At 42.8% G+C, this 16,131-nt stretch carries 20 protein-coding genes; 2 read left to right on the plus strand and 18 right to left on the minus strand.

Translation table 11 applies throughout. The features are described 5' to 3' along the window. Window positions 1–146: 146 nt before the first annotated feature. The 4 genes from ftsL to B6K08_RS03030 form a co-directional block, all read right to left on the minus strand. Entirely contained in the window at window positions 147–521 is a 375-nt protein-coding gene (gene ftsL, locus B6K08_RS03015; RefSeq protein ID WP_052212376.1) for a cell division protein FtsL, read from the minus strand. A gap of 36 nt (window positions 522–557) precedes the next feature. After that, window positions 558–1,502, minus strand: a complete 945-nt coding sequence (rsmH, locus tag B6K08_RS03020; protein WP_080325325.1) for a 16S rRNA (cytosine(1402)-N(4))-methyltransferase RsmH — start codon at window positions 1,500–1,502, stop codon at window positions 558–560. Window positions 1,503–1,510: 8 nt separating this feature from the next. After that, entirely contained in the window at window positions 1,511–1,942 is a 432-nt protein-coding gene (mraZ, locus tag B6K08_RS03025) for a division/cell wall cluster transcriptional repressor MraZ (protein WP_027396281.1), read from the minus strand. Window positions 1,943–2,143: 201 nt separating this feature from the next. Then, entirely contained in the window at window positions 2,144–2,977 is an 834-nt protein-coding gene (locus B6K08_RS03030) for a polysaccharide deacetylase family protein (RefSeq protein WP_080325326.1), read from the minus strand. Window positions 2,978–3,116: 139 nt separating this feature from the next. On the opposite strand from B6K08_RS03030, the gene B6K08_RS03035 reads away from it, so the two are divergent. Beyond that, complete coding sequence (locus B6K08_RS03035) at window positions 3,117–3,317, plus strand: DUF1858 domain-containing protein (RefSeq protein WP_027396279.1); 201 nt, start codon at window positions 3,117–3,119, stop codon at window positions 3,315–3,317. Window positions 3,318–3,651: 334 nt separating this feature from the next. Here B6K08_RS03035 and B6K08_RS03040 read toward each other — a convergent pair whose 3' ends face one another. From B6K08_RS03040 to pseH, 7 genes are all read right to left on the minus strand, one after another. Next, complete coding sequence (locus B6K08_RS03040) at window positions 3,652–4,596, minus strand: nitronate monooxygenase (protein ID WP_080325327.1); 945 nt, start codon at window positions 4,594–4,596, stop codon at window positions 3,652–3,654. A gap of 45 nt (window positions 4,597–4,641) precedes the next feature. After that, complete coding sequence (locus B6K08_RS03045) at window positions 4,642–5,064, minus strand: type II toxin-antitoxin system death-on-curing family toxin (RefSeq protein ID WP_080325328.1); 423 nt, start codon at window positions 5,062–5,064, stop codon at window positions 4,642–4,644. Next, window positions 5,061–5,222, minus strand: coding sequence for a hypothetical protein (locus tag B6K08_RS13680; RefSeq protein ID WP_159446673.1), 162 nt, complete (start codon window positions 5,220–5,222; stop codon window positions 5,061–5,063). Before B6K08_RS13680 ends, B6K08_RS03045 begins: the two co-directional genes overlap by 4 nt. A 187-nt stretch (window positions 5,223–5,409) precedes the next feature. Beyond that, window positions 5,410–6,399: a 3-oxoacyl-ACP synthase III family protein gene (locus B6K08_RS03050; protein ID WP_080325329.1), complete on the minus strand. Its 990-nt coding sequence runs from the start codon at window positions 6,397–6,399 to the stop codon at window positions 5,410–5,412. Window positions 6,400–6,465: 66 nt separating this feature from the next. Continuing rightward, window positions 6,466–7,224, minus strand: coding sequence for an SDR family NAD(P)-dependent oxidoreductase (locus B6K08_RS03055; RefSeq protein ID WP_080325330.1), 759 nt, complete (start codon window positions 7,222–7,224; stop codon window positions 6,466–6,468). Window positions 7,225–7,247: 23 nt separating this feature from the next. Continuing rightward, on the minus strand, window positions 7,248–7,466 hold the full coding sequence (locus tag B6K08_RS03060; RefSeq protein ID WP_039209680.1) for a hypothetical protein: 219 nt from the start codon (window positions 7,464–7,466) through the stop codon (window positions 7,248–7,250). A gap of 37 nt (window positions 7,467–7,503) precedes the next feature. Then, window positions 7,504–8,067 (minus strand): UDP-4-amino-4,6-dideoxy-N-acetyl-beta-L-altrosamine N-acetyltransferase, encoded by a 564-nt coding sequence (pseH, locus tag B6K08_RS03065; RefSeq protein ID WP_080325331.1) that lies wholly within the window; start codon window positions 8,065–8,067, stop codon window positions 7,504–7,506. A gap of 281 nt (window positions 8,068–8,348) precedes the next feature. Here pseH and B6K08_RS03070 point away from each other — a divergent pair, with 281 nt between their 5' ends. Beyond that, the gene (locus B6K08_RS03070) at window positions 8,349–8,543 is read left to right on the plus strand and encodes a ribbon-helix-helix protein, CopG family (protein WP_039209687.1); all 195 of its coding nucleotides are present in this window, start codon (window positions 8,349–8,351) and stop codon (window positions 8,541–8,543) included. A 396-nt stretch (window positions 8,544–8,939) separates the two neighbouring features. Here B6K08_RS03070 and B6K08_RS03075 read toward each other — a convergent pair whose 3' ends face one another. From B6K08_RS03075 to B6K08_RS03105, 7 genes are all read right to left on the minus strand, one after another. After that, window positions 8,940–9,335, minus strand: coding sequence for a biotin/lipoyl-containing protein (locus B6K08_RS03075; RefSeq protein ID WP_039209689.1), 396 nt, complete (start codon window positions 9,333–9,335; stop codon window positions 8,940–8,942). Window positions 9,336–9,371: 36 nt separating this feature from the next. Next, a complete protein-coding gene (mmdA, locus tag B6K08_RS03080) occupies window positions 9,372–10,907 on the minus strand; it encodes a methylmalonyl-CoA decarboxylase subunit alpha (protein ID WP_039209692.1) in 1,536 nt (511 codons plus the stop codon). Between the two features lie 45 nt (window positions 10,908–10,952). Continuing rightward, entirely contained in the window at window positions 10,953–11,375 is a 423-nt protein-coding gene (gene mce / locus B6K08_RS03085) for a methylmalonyl-CoA epimerase (RefSeq protein WP_027396274.1), read from the minus strand. Window positions 11,376–11,407: 32 nt separating this feature from the next. Beyond that, window positions 11,408–12,346, minus strand: coding sequence for a methylmalonyl Co-A mutase-associated GTPase MeaB (gene meaB / locus B6K08_RS03090; protein WP_027396273.1), 939 nt, complete (start codon window positions 12,344–12,346; stop codon window positions 11,408–11,410). Window positions 12,347–12,416: 70 nt separating this feature from the next. Continuing rightward, a complete protein-coding gene (locus B6K08_RS03095) occupies window positions 12,417–12,806 on the minus strand; it encodes a cobalamin B12-binding domain-containing protein (protein WP_039209696.1) in 390 nt (129 codons plus the stop codon). 17 nt (window positions 12,807–12,823) lie between these two features. Next, window positions 12,824–14,470, minus strand: coding sequence for an acyl-CoA mutase large subunit family protein (locus tag B6K08_RS03100; RefSeq protein WP_039209698.1), 1,647 nt, complete (start codon window positions 14,468–14,470; stop codon window positions 12,824–12,826). Between the two features lie 17 nt (window positions 14,471–14,487). Then, the gene (locus B6K08_RS03105; protein ID WP_080325332.1) at window positions 14,488–15,993 is read right to left on the minus strand and encodes an acetyl-CoA hydrolase/transferase family protein; all 1,506 of its coding nucleotides are present in this window, start codon (window positions 15,991–15,993) and stop codon (window positions 14,488–14,490) included. Window positions 15,994–16,131: the final 138 nt, after the last annotated feature.

Raw genomic sequence — 16,131 nt, forward strand, 5'->3', positions numbered from 1 at the left:
TAATTTTTGTCATAACATAACTAAGATATTATACCGCTAAAACAAGTATTTTTCTACCATAAAAAAGTTAATTTAGACGTTCATATATCCTTTCAATAGAAAAAGGGACTGCTTGCGCAAATCCCTTCTTCATATCACCTATTCTTTTAATGCTTTGCCTGATTCCCTGCAAAATAATTTTCCTGTGGTACAGTCATCCCCAACTGGGTCACAGCTATTTCTTTGATTCGGGAATGAGACTTCAACTTTGCGTTCTCTACTCTGAGTGTTTCATTACTCTTCTCCAGGGCACTAGCTTCAGCCTGAATACGACCGACTTCGTATACTTCGCTTGCAAGGCAACTGCTGAACCATAAGATTAATCCATAAATAAGTGCACCTACAACTAAAAAGCAAACTGCCTTCCTACGACGAGGGTCCTTCTGCACGTTACGCCTTACAATCTTACGTCGTATAATCTTTTGCTGTTCCTGGGGAAGTTCCTCAAAGTACTCTTCTTCAACTAACTGACGGGCAAGCACACAAGTAACCTCCTTTCAGTGCTTATTTACCAGGTGTCAATCCAATTTCTCCGCTATTCGCAGCTTAGCGCTCTTGGCTCTTGAGTTCTGTTCCAGTTCATTGTCTGAAGCCACCGCAGCTTTTACAAGCAGCTTAATTTCTGGCTTATGATTGCATACACAAACTGGAAGAGATGGCGGGCAAATACATCTGCTGGACATTTCCTTGAGTACATTCTTGGCTATCCTGTCCTCAAGGGAATGAAAGGTGATTATCGCTATTCTGCCGCCCGGCTTTAAATGCGTAACTGCAGTACGGAAAGCTTCTTCAAGAATCCCCAGCTCGTTATTAACCTCTATTCTAACTGCCTGAAAAATACGCTTGGCAGGATGTCCCCCCTTGGCATTTCTCACAGCAGCTGGAACCGCTTTTTTTATTATGTCCACCAGCTCACCAGTAGTCTTTATAGGCGCTGTCTTTCTCGCCTCCACGATGAACTGGGCTATTCTCTTATACCATCTTTCTTCACCATATTCTTTAAAAATACGGCAAAGCTCGTCCAAGTCATACTTGTTGATTATATCATAGGCAGAAAACTCTGCCTGCTGATTCATTCTCATATCCAAGGGTGCATCCTGCATATAGGAAAATCCTCTTTCAGCTGTATCCAGCTGATGAGATGATACTCCCAGGTCAAAAAGAATACCATCTATTTCCTCTGCATCCTGCTCCCTAAGTATTGTTTCAAGATTAGAAAAATTCGCCTTAACTATATTAACGCGACACTTGACTCCAGTCAACCTCTCCGTGGCAGCTGCAATGGCTGCTGTGTCCTGGTCAATACCTATTAATCTGCCATCCTCATTTAACTTATCAGCAATCATCCGGGAGTGCCCGGCACCGCCCAATGTACAATCCACATAGGTTCCGGACAGGTTTGTTACCAAACCATTAACGGTCTCCTCCGGCATTACACTTACATGATGAAATTTCTCGCTCATTTGCTACCTCATATTCCCAGCTCTGCCAAGGTTTCAGCTATAGCAGAAACAGATGGAGTAATTTCTTCATTGTATTTAAGCCATTCATCCTTGCTCCAAACCTCTATGCGGTTGGAAACGCCGATAAGAACGGCATCCTTTTTCAAGGACGCATGCTGACGAAGGGTGGCGGGTATCAGAAAACGGCCTTGCTTATCCAGTTCGACCTGACGGGCACCAGCGAAGAAAAATCTTACAAAGGCACGGGCTTCAGTTTTTGCTAAAGGTAGTTGACGAAGCTTTACTGAAAGCTGTTCCCATTCAGATTGCGGATAGATGAACAAGCAGTTATCCAACCCCTTGGTAATAATGAAGGATTCGCCTAATTCAACACGAAAATCAGCCGGTAAAATCACGCGACCTTTCGCATCCAGCGAATGATTGTATTCGCCCATTAACATCCTTCATCACCACCTTGTAGACATAGTCTACCACAATCCCCCACTTTTTTCCACTTTTTACTGATTTTTTGCCCCCACAATTTTTATTTTTTGGAAAAACAGGAAAAATGTCCCATATTTTCAAGTAGCTAATACGAATAAAGTTAAGTTGAAAACTAAAAACACCTTTGACATACTGTCAAAGGTGTTAGTTGACATTATTTATTTTTTAACCCATCCATCCTTATTCATGAGTGGGAGATATAATACTCGTTCCAAAAAGTCCTTGTTAGTATTTTCTGTATGAAATATAGGTACCCTCTCAAGAGCATAAACATTACTGTTGCGGTTGACCGCATCATACTTAATGGTAAATCCGGCCTTATAGCCTGCATTCTTCACTAACTGCGCAATATGGAGGTTGTAAGTCCCAGTCGGATATGCGATGAAGCAGGAATCCTTTCCTAGCTTCTCCTTTAGCATTGCTTTGGATTTCGTCAGCTCCTCCATAATCTGATCGTCACTGGCCTCAGTCATGGACTTATGAGTAGCTGTATGTGACTCAATGGAAAACCCATTGGCCTCCAGTTCCCGAGCCTGATCCCAGGTCAGATAATTTGGATATTTCTCCAAATAAGTAGTAACCACAAAAATAGTTCCCACAAAGCCATATTTTTTCATTATAGGATATGCATTCTTATAGTTGTCGATATAACCGTCATCAAAGGTTATCATCACCGGATTATCCGGAAGCTCCGCACCATTTGTCACAAACTCGTATAGCTGATCAGGTGTAATAGTATGATAACCATGCTGGCTTAACCACTTCATTTGCTTTTCAAAATCTTCCGGTCTAACTGAAAGGGAATGAAATGTATTGTCAATTTTATGATAATTTAGAACCGTAACTCCTCTATGATCCTCCGATTTAGCTACCTGATGCACCACAGGCTCTTCCTTCTTGCCCATAAAAGCAATCAAACCAACAGCCAAAAGGATAATTCCTGCCACTATAAACAATCTGTATTTTTGAATATACTCATCAATATTAATCATAATTCTCCTCCATATTAATAACACCACTACATTATACCGCAATCATTTTATTTTTCCCACATTATATTAGGAAATTTTTCTTATTTATGTTATAATCGAGGGGTGTAATCAATAATAATTATTAAGGAGGTTATTATATATGACTATTACAAAGGACATGTCCATCATGGAGGTTGTTACGAAATATCCTGATACCGTTCCTGTATTCATGGAGAGCGGTATGGGCTGCATTGGTTGTGCAGCTGCACACTTCGAGAACATCGAGCAGGGTGCTTCTGCCCATGGCATTGACATTGATCAGCTCATTGCAGGTCTGAATGAAGTTGTTGGCGAAAACTAATAGCCGACATGGGATAACTTAGTCAACTCAAAGGACGTCTGGAAAATCCAGACGTCCTTTTTTTGTGTAAACGGTGGTCAGGATAGATTGACTGAAGTCAACTTTCACTGTCCAACTTTTTTAGTATACATATATACCTTGGCAGGGAAGTTAACTTTAGCTCGGGGCTCTGTGCTAAAACTATTTTTTGCTTTTAATTAGCAGCGATAAAAGCCGAACTCGCTTCGCTCAAACAACGACATTTTATCGCTGTGTAAGAACGCAAATAAATAGTTTTCTACGCCCATCGCCCTAATGCTTCAGTTAATCTTCCCTGCTCGTTCCCATACTACTTTCAAATCTTGATATTCTTGGCCTCAGCCAGGGTTGCCCGTGCCTCAGTCACTAAGCTCTCGATTATAGTAGCCATCGGCTCGATTTTCTTTAGTGGGGTCAGGCTCTGCCCAGCCTGAATCATGCCCTTTTCCATATCACCATCAACAGCAGCCAGCTTATTGGTACCTGTAGCCAGCTTAAGAAGCTCCTCCTTAGTAGCCTTGCCAGAAAATTCCAAAGCCTGATATTCCTCGGAGAATTTGTTTTTAAGACCTCTTACCGCACTCTTGATAGTCTGACCGGTTACTATAGTATCCGTATCAACTGCCTCAATGAGTTTCTGCTTAAAATTATCGTGTACCGGGCATTCCTCCGCCACCAGGAAGCGGGTACCCATCTGAACACCAGCTGCTCCCATCAACAGAGCAGCTGCAATACCACGACCATCTGCAATACCGCCAGCCATTACCACTGGGATATTTACCTCCGGAATAACCTGAGTCATCAGAGCCATGGTGGTAAGCACACCAATGTGACCGCCAGCTTCCATTCCCTCTACCACAATAGCATCTGCATTGTTCTGCTCAAGGCGCTTAGCGAGCTTAACATTTGGCACTACTGGAATTACCTTTATATCAGCCTTATGAAGTGGCTCCACAAAAGGAACAGGATTTCCGGCACCTAAAGTAACAAACGCTGGCTTCTCCTCACAGATAACCTCCAAAATCTCGTCCTTATTTGGAGCCATTAACATGATGTTTACACCAAAAGGCTTATCCGTCAATGTCTTGGCCTTGCGGATTTCATCCCTTACATAATCGGTGGTACGACCACCACAGGATATGATACCAGCTCCCCCAGCATTTGATACTGCTGCCGCCATCTTGGCATCAGAAATCCAGGCCATCCCCCCCTGAATAATTGGATACTTTATCCCCAGAACCTCACAAATACTTTTTGCCATATCAGCACCTCCATTTTCAAAATCTTTACCCCTTTAATTCAACAACTATATAGTTATTCCCTTTTTCTCTACATGCTTTGTTATCCACTCTGTAACATATTCGCAAGAAAAGCTGCCGTCAGCAACTCCTATTACCAATATTTCCATTTCTTCAGTTTCATACAATAAAGTCTTCTCATTCATAAAAAGAAAAACTTCCATTGCGTGAACGGCTGTCCTTTTATTTCCATCTACAAACGCATGATTATTGGCAATGCCAAAAAACAGGCGTGCCGCCTTTTCAAATAAAGTGGGAAACAAATCCTTTCCCCCAAAAGTCTGAAATGATGCATTTATTGCTGACTCTAGCAATGCCATATCACGAATACCGTCTTCTACTGGAATATTGCTCGCCTCTAAATCAGTATGAAATTGCACTATGTCATCCAATAAAATTTCAGTAATGTACTCTATAGTAGCATAACTCATTTATAAGCCAGCCTCCGATAAAGTTCCTCATTCTTTTTCATTATATCCTGAGACACTTCCCGCATTGCCTCCTTGATGGCCTCACTATTCCGAGAGTTAAGTACGACTCTTTTTACCTGTTCCTGATCATCTTCTTTAACATCAATATTATCAGTCATAATCAACACCTCCTACAATTCTTGCTTGAAGTATATCATTAGCCTATATTATTAGCAAGAACTATATTTATAAACTTTATATAAGTGTTCATAGAAAGTATTTAATATTTTTTAATAGCCAATCTCTATTTAAACACATATTAAAGGAGATGCCTCCCAAAGGAAGCATCTTCGTCAAATATGCTATTTATAAGCATTCTGTCAAGTCTACAATACAGCCGCCCCAGGACAGCCCCACTCCAAAGCCCATCAGCATTACCCTATGCAAATTCTCCGGTTCGTTTTCCTTCATCATATCCACCAAGGCAATTGGTATGGAATTTGAAACAGTATTGCCATATTCCTGCACATCATTCCAATATGGTAACTTCTTTAACTTGCATATTTTTTGCAAACTTTTCAGCATAAAGTTATTGGCCTGATGAAAAACATAATAATCAATGTCTGTTCTGTCTAAATTATTAGCTGAAAATATCTCATTCAGACTGGGCGGAACAACCTCAAGAGCAAAATCCATAATCGCCCCACCATCCATAAAAAGATTACGATTTGTCCTCTTATTATCATATCTATCGGTAACATTTTTAATTTCAGTGGTCTGGTAAGGGTGTCTTGCTCCGCCAACCGGGACAATAAGGTTATTATAGCCGCTTCCATCAGTACCATATTTAAAGCCATATAATCCCTCTGAATCACTTTCTTTACCTACTACCAATGTAGCAGTGGCTGCATCACCAAATAAAGGCAATACTGCATGATCTTCTGGATTAATGTACTTACTATAGGTCTCTGCTGTCAATAACAATACATTTCGTGCCTGCCCTGATTCGATAAGTCCTTTGGCCAATCCCAGCCCATAAATATATCCTGTACATCCATGATTGTAGTCCAAAGCCCCGCAATTCTTGGATAATCCCAATCTATCCTGAATAATACATGCAGTGGTCGGCAAATAATAATCTGGGGACTGACTACAAAACAACACATAATCTATATTTTCTTTAGATACATCTGCCAATAATTTTTCGGCGGCTTTAACGGCCATATCCGAGGAAGTTTCATTTCCACCAGCCACATGACGGTACTCTATACCAGTCTTTACCCGCAGACGTTCATTTAAATTTTCCTCAACCTTTTCTGGCAAATAATAAGTAATTCTTTCAATATATGCTTTCAATGATTATTCCCTCACACATTAAAATAATCGGTACTTGCTACCGTTATGTATATTTGCAGTGGTCAATTATACCCCCCCTAGGAGATAGCCACCATCCACCACAATATTTGTGCCTGTTATCCAACGTGCACGCTCACTCAACAGAAACAATACCATGCCAGTAACGTCCTCCGGCTCACCTATTCCCAATAAATGCCAATCATAAAATTTCTTATTAACCAAAGAGCTTTCATCTTCTTTTCTTGTCAGCTCTGTATTGACCCAGCCAGGGCTTACTGTATTTATACGATTTCCCCGCGTATAGATTTCCTTGGCAATGGAACGAACTGCTCCCTGTATAGCCAATTTCGCTGAGGAATAGGCAAAATTGCTTTTTTCACCAATAGTGGCTGCTACTGACGAAAATAATATACTTGAACAACCATCCATAGCATTTTTCTTTTTATTGACAAGCTGTATAAAACGAATACCGGACCAAAAACTTATATCCATAATTTTTCTAGCTTCCGACTCATCATAATTACGCAAAGGGGTACTAGAAAAAATTCCCGCAGCATGGACTGCCCCATTAATTTTTCCATAGCTTGCAACAAAAGAAGAAATAACCTCTGCCATCCCTTTAGTATCGCAAACATCAATAGTTGCTGTAATAATGTGTTTAGGATACTCATGTTTTAGCTCCTGCAACCGCTCTTTACGTCTAGCTATGGCTAAAACCATGGCACCAGAAGCAGCGAGTTCCTCAGCCACCTTTCGTCCCATTCCAGATGAAGCACCAGTAACAACAAACCGCTCCCCAGAAAAATTATATAGTACACTTCCCATCCATTCCTCCGCAAATCAGACTCTTATTTCATCAGTTCAAATAAATCTTTCACTGTCTTAGCCTCATTTACTACTTCACGATTTACATTAGTAAAACCAAGCTCTTTTGCCATAGCTATGAAGCTAACAAAACTGAGGGAATCCCATTCCTCAACATCTGCCAAAGCCATCTCCAGAGAAATCTCTACATCAGTATCTAAAACATCTTCCTGCATTTTTTCAATAAATTCCTGTTCAGTCATTTTTACATTCCTCCAAACTATATAAGACTATCTTTATTTATTCTAAACACAAATATTCCTGTAATACTTTCTTATGGGTAAGCCATCTTGTCTTATCGATTTCTAACCTATAAGTCAATTTCTCTTTTCCATCTTTTAACACATAATGTTCTTGCTCCTTGATAATTTCATATCCCAAGAACTTATCTAGTTTTAATGCCCGCTTATTATCAGCAAATACATCAGTATTAAGTTTGAGCATATCTAGAACCTTAAAGGCATATTCTATACTTGTGTAAAATAAACACATTGCTGCATCTTTTGGAGCATCTATATCAATGCCTAAATATGCTCCTGGAGAACATGAGTGATTTTCTTCATCATATTCTGTATACCCTATATAACCAATTGGTACGCCTCGATATTCAAACACAAAATTTCTTGTTACTGTTTGCTCCTTCATTCGCGTAAACCATCCATAATGCTCATCCCATGTAATTTTGTGATCAGTCAACATTTGTGAATGAACCTTCTCTGAGTTTCGCCATTCTAAAATTAACTTCAAATCTCTTTCCTCAACAGGACGAATGCTGTAGTCAACAGTTACATTCAATGGTTCCATAGTTACCCCCCTAATTTCATTATTTATGACCTCTTGCTTGTCATTACTCGCGTTTTCAGTGTAGGAATTGAATTTAACATGGTATTTTAATTCTTATTATGTTATTAATTATAACATATTTTATAATATATAATCTCTAATTATATATTTTATATTTAATAGTTTTAAATATATTTTTCATGTTTATAATCTAACATATATAAAACGTGTTTTTATAACATATGCAGAAACATTTATATATCATGTTTTTCAGTATAGAATATTCTAAAGAGGTGATGAACATGAGTAGTAAGCTGCTCATCACGAAGAAAATGCGCGGTGATGACGGTTACCGTGTGTTCTCGGTAAGATTAAAAACGGAACTTTTAGACCAAGTAAATGCACTTGCAGACGATACAGGACGTACACGCAACGAACTGATAGGAATGTTGTTAGAGTTCGCACTTGAACACAGCGAAGTAGTAAATGACCGTTAATGCGGCGTCTTAGATTGTCAACCTTATTAAGTAAACTAGCCAGCCCTTTACACAAGTTCGGGGCTGGCTAGTTTACTTATATTTAGCGGGTGGCATGGAGCGATTCCATGAATAAGCAGAGCTATAAATGTCACATCAATACGACATTTATAAGAGCATATATGATATGACTGACGGCTGCGAAGCCCGTCAATATTCTAACGAAGCAGATAATTTTGTGATGTGACACTAGCGGCGCGAATGAATGGAACACTCCATGTCAGGCCCCGCAAATGTTTCTGTAAAATAAAAAGGGATGCCCCATAAGGAAGCATCCCTTTATTATTTAATATGATTTACACCTCATCCGTCAACTGCGTTGACACCTTCTCCATAGGGGAAGGCAAGGTAAGGATTTTAGCCGATGATAACCATAGCCTCGCCTGCAGCAACAGTGGAGCCCTCGGATACGTTAACAGCCTTAACAGTACCATCGCAAGGAGCAGGAATCTCGTTCTGCATCTTCATAGCCTCGAGGATGATTACAGTGTCACCGGACTTAACAGCAGTGCCTTCGCCAGCAACAACCTTCAGAACCTTACCAGGCATTGGAGCTGCTACAGCAGTCTCACCAGCGCCAGCAGCTACAGCAGCCTTCTTAGCTGGAGCAGGTGCAGCAGCTGGAGCAGGAGCTGCCTTAGGAGCAGCAGGTGCAGCCTTTGGAGCAGCAGCCTTTGCAGAAGCTGCGCCCTTTACTTCCTCAACCTCAACCTCATAAGCGGTACCATTTACTTTGATATTGAACTTTTTCATTTAATCTTTCCTCCAAATATAAGTATTTCTTCTGAATTAAAGTGGAATGTTGCCGTGCTTCTTGGCAGGCATAGCCTCACGCTTGCAAGCGCAAGCATTCAGTGCAGTGATGATACGAGGGCGGGTCTCAACAGGCTCAATAACCATGTCAGCATAACCGCGCTCAGCAGCCTTATAAGGGGTTGCGAACTCATCAACATAATCCTGAGTGTGCTGAGCCTTAACATCTGGCTCATCACGCTTAAAGATAATGTTAGCAGCACCTGCAGGACCCATAACTGCGATTTCGGAAGTAGGCCAAGCCATAACCTGGTCTGCGCCCAGCTCGCGGCAGCACATAGCGATGTAGGAACCGCCATAAGCCTTACGGGTAATAACAGTAATCTTTGGAACAGTTGCTTCACTGTAAGCATACAACATCTTTGCACCATGACGAATGATACCGCCATGCTCCTGACCAACGCCTGGCAGGAAGCCTGGTACGTCAACAAGATTAACAAGAGGAATGTTGAATGCATCACAGAAACGAATGAAACGAGCAGACTTATCAGAAGCATCAATATCAAGGCAGCCGCCCATAACCTTAGGCTGATTTGCAATGATACCTACGCTACGGCCATCAAAACGTGCAAAGCAGGTAATGATGTTGGTAGCAAAATGCTGATGTACTTCATAGAACTCGCCGTTATCAACTATTGCAGCAATGATATCCTTCATATCATAAGGCTGGTTAGGGTCATCTGGAATAACGGTGTTCAAGCTGTCGTCCATACGATCTGGGTCATCACCAGTATCAAACATTGGAGCGGACTCCATGTTATTGCTTGGCAGATAGCTCAAGAGATAACGAATCTGCTCAATGCAGTCCTTCTCATCTGCAGCTACAAAGTGAGCAACGCCGGACTTGGTGTTGTGAGTCATTGCACCGCCAAGGGCCTCAGCAGTAACCTCCTCGTAGGTTACGGACTTGATAACTGCCGGACCAGTGATGAACATCTGGGAAGTCTTATCCACCATGTAGATAAAGTCAGTGATAGCTGGAGAATATACAGCACCGCCTGCACATGGTCCCATGATTACAGAAATCTGAGGGATAACGCCGGAAGCTGCGGTATTGCGGTAGAAGATACCAGCATAACCGGAGAGAGCATCAACAGCCTCCTGAATACGGGCACCGCCGGAATCATTGATACCGATGCAAGGAGCACCCATCTTCATTGCCAGATCCTGAACCTTCCAGATCTTCTTTGCGTGCATTTCACCAAGGGAACCACCCTCTACGGTGAAGTCCTGTGCAAAGGCATAAACCAGACGGCCATCAACAGTACCGTAACCAGTTACAACGCCCTCTGCTGGAAGATCCTTCTTCTCCTGACCAAAGTTAGTACAACGATGCTTTACAAAAGCATCCAGTTCTGTGAAAGAATCCTCATCAAAGAGGAGCTCAAGACGCTCACGGGCAGTCATTTTGCCCTTGGCATGCTGCTTTTCAATACGTGCCTCGCCGCCGCCGAGCTCAATGTGAGCCTTCTTTTCTTTCATAAGTTCAATTTTTTCCTGAACTGTAGCCATTTTTTGCCTCCTAATCAGCCACAAGTGGCTGTATTTAATACATGATTAACGGTCTTCGTGCTGACAAAGTTCGAGCAGAACGCCACCAGCAGATTTTGGATGAACAAATGCAATGTCAGCGCCGCCAGCACCCTTACGAGGAGCCTTGTCAATCATAACAATGCCCTTCTCCTGGAGGTCAGCAATTGCAGCAGGAAGATCATCAACACGGAGAGCAATGTGCTGAATACCGCCACGGCCGCCGTTCTTCTCGATGAACTTGGCGATAGGGCTGTCATCAGCAGTACCAACCAAAAGCTCAATCTCGGAACCGTTTGGAGTAGGATGGAAGGTAGTGGTAACCTTCTGCTCTGCAACAGTTTCCTCGCCAGTGCAAGCCAAACCGATAGTAGTCCAGAGATCCTTGCCCTCCTGTAAATCCTTGCATGCAATACCAATGTGATCAACGCCTAAAATCTTGAATGCCATTTTTGTTTTCCCCCTAAATCTCTAATTCACACTTACTTAAGCATATCCTTCATTACATTGCTAACAACCGTATAAGGATCGGTCTCCCTAGCCTTAATCTGCTCTACATATTCATCCATCTTGCCGGTTTCAACAAGCTTGTTGGTAATATAAGAACCTATATTGCTATGGAGCACATCCAGCATCTCGTTCTTTGAACGCTCTGTACGGCGTTTGGTCAATATTCCGTTTTCAGAGATATACTTAAAATGCTTTTCAATGTTTTCAATTGTTTCGGTAATACCTTCATTCTGGCTGGCAATTACCTTCTGGATAGGTGGACGCCAATCTGTCATCAATCCGTCCAGGTCAAGCATCATGTTCATTTCACGAACCAGCTTGTCAGCCCCATCATGGTCAGCCTTGTTAATGGTAAACACATCACCAATTTCAAGGATACCTGCCTTAATGGCCTGAATATCATCACCCATGCCAGGAATCAATACAACCATTGTTGTATCAGCCGCCTTGACAATATCTACCTCGGACTGTCCAACACCAACAGTCTCAACGAAAATAATGTCCTTACCAAAGGCATCCATTGCTTTAACTGCATCAGCAGTCTTATGAGATAGTCCACCAAGACTTCCGCGGGTTCCCATACTGCGAATGAAAACTCCTTCGTCCATGGTCAGACCATTCATTCTGATGCGGTCACCTAAGATAGCACCGCCGGTAAATGGGCTGGTAGGATCAATGGCGATAATACCTACTGTCTTGCCCTGTGCTCTGTAAGCTCTGGCCAGCTTGTCAGTAAGAGTACTCTTTCCGGCACCAGGAGGGCCGGTAATACCCAGAACGAAAGCGTGACCTGTATGAGGATAAAGCTTTTTCATAATATCCATAGCTTCATCGTACTCATTTTCGATGGCTGTAATCGCACGGGATAAAGCCAATCGGTTCCCCTTTAAAAGCTCTTCTACAATGTCCATCTATGCACCACCGTTACCAGCAACAAGATGACAGCCACCGAAGCAGCCGCCATCTCTGCTGTATAAAAACTTATTTTACGTTAGCTTTAATAAAGTCAACAATATCGCCGGTTGGGGTACCTGGAGTAAATACCTCAGCAATGCCTGCTTCCTTAAGAGCTGGGATATCAGTCTCAGGAATAACACCGCCGCCAATGATCAATACATCGTCCATGCCCTTCTCACGAATCAGATTAACAACTTTAGGGAAAAGATGTGGATGTGCACCGGAAAGGATGGACATAGCCACAACATTAACATCCTCCTGCAAAGCTGCTTCAGCAATCTGCTCAGGAGTCTGACGAAGACCTGTATAAATAACCTCGAAGCCTGCATCACGAAGTGCTCTGGCAACAACCTTTGCACCGCGGTCATGGCCATCAAGGCCTGGTTTTGCTACTAATACTCTAACTTTAGCCATTTCTCAATTACCTCCAATTAAAGATTTACATGAGCTTCATACTCACCAAATACTTCACGCATTACGCCGCAAATCTCACCGAGAGTTGCATAGGTACGAACTGCGTTAAGAATATGAGGCATGAGGTTCTCGTTCTCATCCTGACAAGCCTTCTTAAGGTCAGCCAATGCAGACTTGACAGCATCATTGTCACGCTTAGCCTTCATATCAGCCAGACGCTTGCACTGTGCAACACCTACAGAAGCATCAACCTTCAAGAGGCCCTTAGGTGGCTCTTCTTCAATCTGGAACTTATTAACACCAACGATGGTCTTTGCACCAGACTCAACATCCATCTGCCACTTGTAAGCAGAATCCTGGATTTCCTTCTGGATATAGCCCTTCTCGATAGCTGCAACAGCACCGCCGATTTCATCAATCTTCTTGATGTATTCCCAAGCTTCCTTCTCAATCTTATTGGTGAGGGCCTCTACATAGTAGGAACCAGCCAATGGGTCGATTACGTCAGCCAGGCCGGACTCATAAGCAACAATCTGCTGAGTACGGAGAGCGATCATTACAGACTCCTCGGTAGGAAGTGCCAAAGCCTCATCACGGGAGTTAGTATGGAGGGACTGGGTACCACCCATAACAGCTGCGGCAGTCTGGAGAGCAACACGGATAATGTTGTTGTTAGGCTGCTGAGCAGTCAGCATGGAACCTGCAGTCTGGGTATGTACGCGAAGCATCATGGATTTAGGCTTCTCAGCATGGAAACGCTCCTTCATAACCTTTGCCCATACACGACGGGAAGCACGGAACTTGGCAACTTCCTCAAGTACGTTGTTATGAGCATTCCAGAAGAAGGACAGACGACCTGCAAAATCATCGATATGGAGACCAGCCTTGATAGCAGCCTCGCAATATGCGATACCATCTGCAATGGTGAATGCGATTTCCTGAGAAGCAGTAGAACCTGCCTCACGAATATGGTAACCGGAAATGGAAATGGTATTCCATTTTGGAACATTCTTGGAGCAATACTCAAAGATGTTGGTAATCAGACGCATGGAAGGACGTGGAGGGAAGATATAAGTACCACGTGCAGCATACTCCTTCAGAATATCATTCTGAATAGTACCCTTCAGCTGATCAGCAGGAACACCCTGCTTCTCAGCAACTGCAATGTACATGGAAAGCAGTACAGATGCAGGAGCGTTGATAGTCATGGAGGTGGAAACCTTGCCAAGGTCAATCTGGTCGAAGAGGACTTCCATATCAGCCAGAGAGTCGATAGCAACGCCTACCTTACCAACCTCACCCTCAGAAATAGGGTCATCAGAGTCATAACCAATCTGAGTAGGAAGGTCAAATGCGCAGGAGAGACCAGTAGCACCGGACTCAATCAGATAACGATAGCGCTTATTGGATTCAGCTGCAGTAGAGAAACCAGCATACATACGCATGGTCCAGAAACGGCCACGATACATAGTAGGCTGTACACCACGGGTATAAGGATACATTCCAGGGAAACCGATTTCATCTGCATAGTCAGTGTCCTTGATATCAAGTGGAGTGTACAGACGCTGCTCTGGCAGGTTTGGACGCTCTGGGAACTTTGCAGTAGCTTTTTCTACGCTGGCATTATATTTATCTAAACCAGCCTGAATCTTTTCATTGCTCATAGTGAAATATCCTCCTATTATTTCTTCATTGTGCCTGTTTTCATAAATCTTTCATGCCAAGAAAGTGCCTCATGTAAAATATGTGGAGTATGAGCACTCTTGGTTTCTGCTAATGCTCTTTCATAATAATCCATCAGCATAGGCTTAAAGTCTGGATGAGCGCAGTTCTCAATAATAACCTTTGCACGCTGACGTGGAGACAGGCCGCGAAGGTCAGCCAGACCCTGCTCAGTAACAATGATATCTACATCATGCTCAGTATGGTCAACATGGGAAACCATAGGAACGATGGAAGAAATCTTGCCATCCTTTGCAGTAGATACAGTAAAGAATACAGTCAGGTAAGCGTTGCGGGCGAAATCACCGGAACCACCGATACCATTCATCATCTTTGTACCCATAATATGGGTAGAGTTGATGTTGCCATAAATATCTGCCTCGATGGCGGTGTTCATGGCGATTACACTGATACGACGCACAACCTCTGGGCTATTTGCAATCTCCTGTGGACGAAGCACAATATGCTTTCTGTATTCCTTGATATTAGCATAGAAACGCTTCAAGCCTTCTGGGGATGGGGAGAGAGAGGTGACTGATGCAAAATTCAGCTTTCCTGCATCAATCAAGTCAAACATACCATCCTGGATAACCTCAGTATAAACTGAGAGATCCTTCAAATCAGACTCAACGAATCCGCTAATAACAGCATTAGCAACAGCGCCTACACCAGACTGCAGTGGCAGCAGGTTCTTAGGCATACGACCAGCCTTTACCTCTGCATGGAGCAGTTCGATAAAGTTCTGGGACATTTTGCGGGAGTTCTCATCGATTTCACCCAGTGGACGAACCTTGTCGGTAATATCACAAGGTACGATATACTTAATCTTGTCTGGAGAACAAGGAATATAAGGAGTACCAATTCTGTCATTAGGCTTTACAACAGGAATTGGAAGACGATTTGGTGGATCGAGAGGAACGTATACATCGTGCATTCCCTCAAGCTCCAATGGCTGAGAAGTGTTTACTTCTACGATAACTACATCTGCAGTCTGAACATAGGATGCAGTATTACCCATGGATGTAGTAGGGATGATGTTACCCTCTTCAGTAATGGCACAAGCCTCTACGATAGCCACATCAATCTTGCCGCCCAAATATCCGTAACGAGCCAACTGAGCAGACTCGGACAGATGCAGGTCAGCATACTCAATCTTACCGCTGTTGATAGCGTTACGCATATCCTTGTTTGTCTGGTATGGCATACGGAATGCAATACCATCAGCTCTTGCAAGACATCCGTCCTCTTCATCACCGGTAGAAGCGCCGGTCCAAAGGTTAATCTTAAAATGCTCCTTTTCCATGCGAGCAGCCAAAGCCATTGGAACAGCCTTTGGATAACCTGATGGTGTGAAGCCGGAGGTACCAACATTCATGCCAGGCTTGATAAAAGCAGCTGCCTCCTCAGCAGTCACAATCCTGGACTGTAATTCTTTGTTGCGTACCCTGTCGAGAATGTCAATCATCGAAAATCCTCCCCTAAAGTCGTTGTAAACGACCTAAAATTTTCTGTGCGATACGTACGATATTTTCCCCTGTGATTGGTGATTATAACTTTAAGGTATAATTCGCTCAAACCATAGTTATACGTTCTCGCATATATA

Source organism: Anaerovibrio lipolyticus DSM 3074, from assembly GCF_900141865.1.
Classification (GTDB): domain Bacteria; phylum Bacillota; class Negativicutes; order Selenomonadales; family Selenomonadaceae; genus Anaerovibrio; species Anaerovibrio lipolyticus.

What these genes read in the sequence shown, in the direction of transcription:
- mmdA (WP_039209692.1), bottom strand. Translation starts at nt 10,907, where the DNA reads ATGGCTACAGTTCAGGAAAAAATTGAACTTATGAAAGAAAAGAAGGCT.
- B6K08_RS03095 (WP_039209696.1), bottom strand. Translation starts at nt 12,806, where the DNA reads ATGGCTAAAGTTAGAGTATTAGTAGCAAAACCAGGCCTTGATGGCCAT.
- rsmH (WP_080325325.1), bottom strand. Translation starts at nt 1,502, where the DNA reads ATGAGCGAGAAATTTCATCATGTAAGTGTAATGCCGGAGGAGACCGTT.
- B6K08_RS03070 (WP_039209687.1), top strand. Translation starts at nt 8,349, where the DNA reads ATGAGTAGTAAGCTGCTCATCACGAAGAAAATGCGCGGTGATGACGGT.
- mce (WP_027396274.1), bottom strand. Translation starts at nt 11,375, where the DNA reads ATGGCATTCAAGATTTTAGGCGTTGATCACATTGGTATTGCATGCAAG.
- B6K08_RS03100 (WP_039209698.1), bottom strand. Translation starts at nt 14,470, where the DNA reads ATGAGCAATGAAAAGATTCAGGCTGGTTTAGATAAATATAATGCCAGC.
- B6K08_RS03055 (WP_080325330.1), bottom strand. Translation starts at nt 7,224, where the DNA reads ATGGGAAGTGTACTATATAATTTTTCTGGGGAGCGGTTTGTTGTTACT.
- meaB (WP_027396273.1), bottom strand. Translation starts at nt 12,346, where the DNA reads ATGGACATTGTAGAAGAGCTTTTAAAGGGGAACCGATTGGCTTTATCC.
- B6K08_RS03040 (WP_080325327.1), bottom strand. Translation starts at nt 4,596, where the DNA reads ATGGCAAAAAGTATTTGTGAGGTTCTGGGGATAAAGTATCCAATTATT.
- mraZ (WP_027396281.1), bottom strand. Translation starts at nt 1,942, where the DNA reads ATGTTAATGGGCGAATACAATCATTCGCTGGATGCGAAAGGTCGCGTG.
- B6K08_RS03075 (WP_039209689.1), bottom strand. Translation starts at nt 9,335, where the DNA reads ATGAAAAAGTTCAATATCAAAGTAAATGGTACCGCTTATGAGGTTGAG.
- B6K08_RS13680 (WP_159446673.1), bottom strand. Translation starts at nt 5,222, where the DNA reads ATGACTGATAATATTGATGTTAAAGAAGATGATCAGGAACAGGTAAAA.
- pseH (WP_080325331.1), bottom strand. Translation starts at nt 8,067, where the DNA reads ATGGAACCATTGAATGTAACTGTTGACTACAGCATTCGTCCTGTTGAG.
- B6K08_RS03060 (WP_039209680.1), bottom strand. Translation starts at nt 7,466, where the DNA reads ATGACTGAACAGGAATTTATTGAAAAAATGCAGGAAGATGTTTTAGAT.
- B6K08_RS03045 (WP_080325328.1), bottom strand. Translation starts at nt 5,064, where the DNA reads ATGAGTTATGCTACTATAGAGTACATTACTGAAATTTTATTGGATGAC.
- B6K08_RS03105 (WP_080325332.1), bottom strand. Translation starts at nt 15,993, where the DNA reads ATGATTGACATTCTCGACAGGGTACGCAACAAAGAATTACAGTCCAGG.
- B6K08_RS03030 (WP_080325326.1), bottom strand. Translation starts at nt 2,977, where the DNA reads ATGATTAATATTGATGAGTATATTCAAAAATACAGATTGTTTATAGTG.
- B6K08_RS03035 (WP_027396279.1), top strand. Translation starts at nt 3,117, where the DNA reads ATGACTATTACAAAGGACATGTCCATCATGGAGGTTGTTACGAAATAT.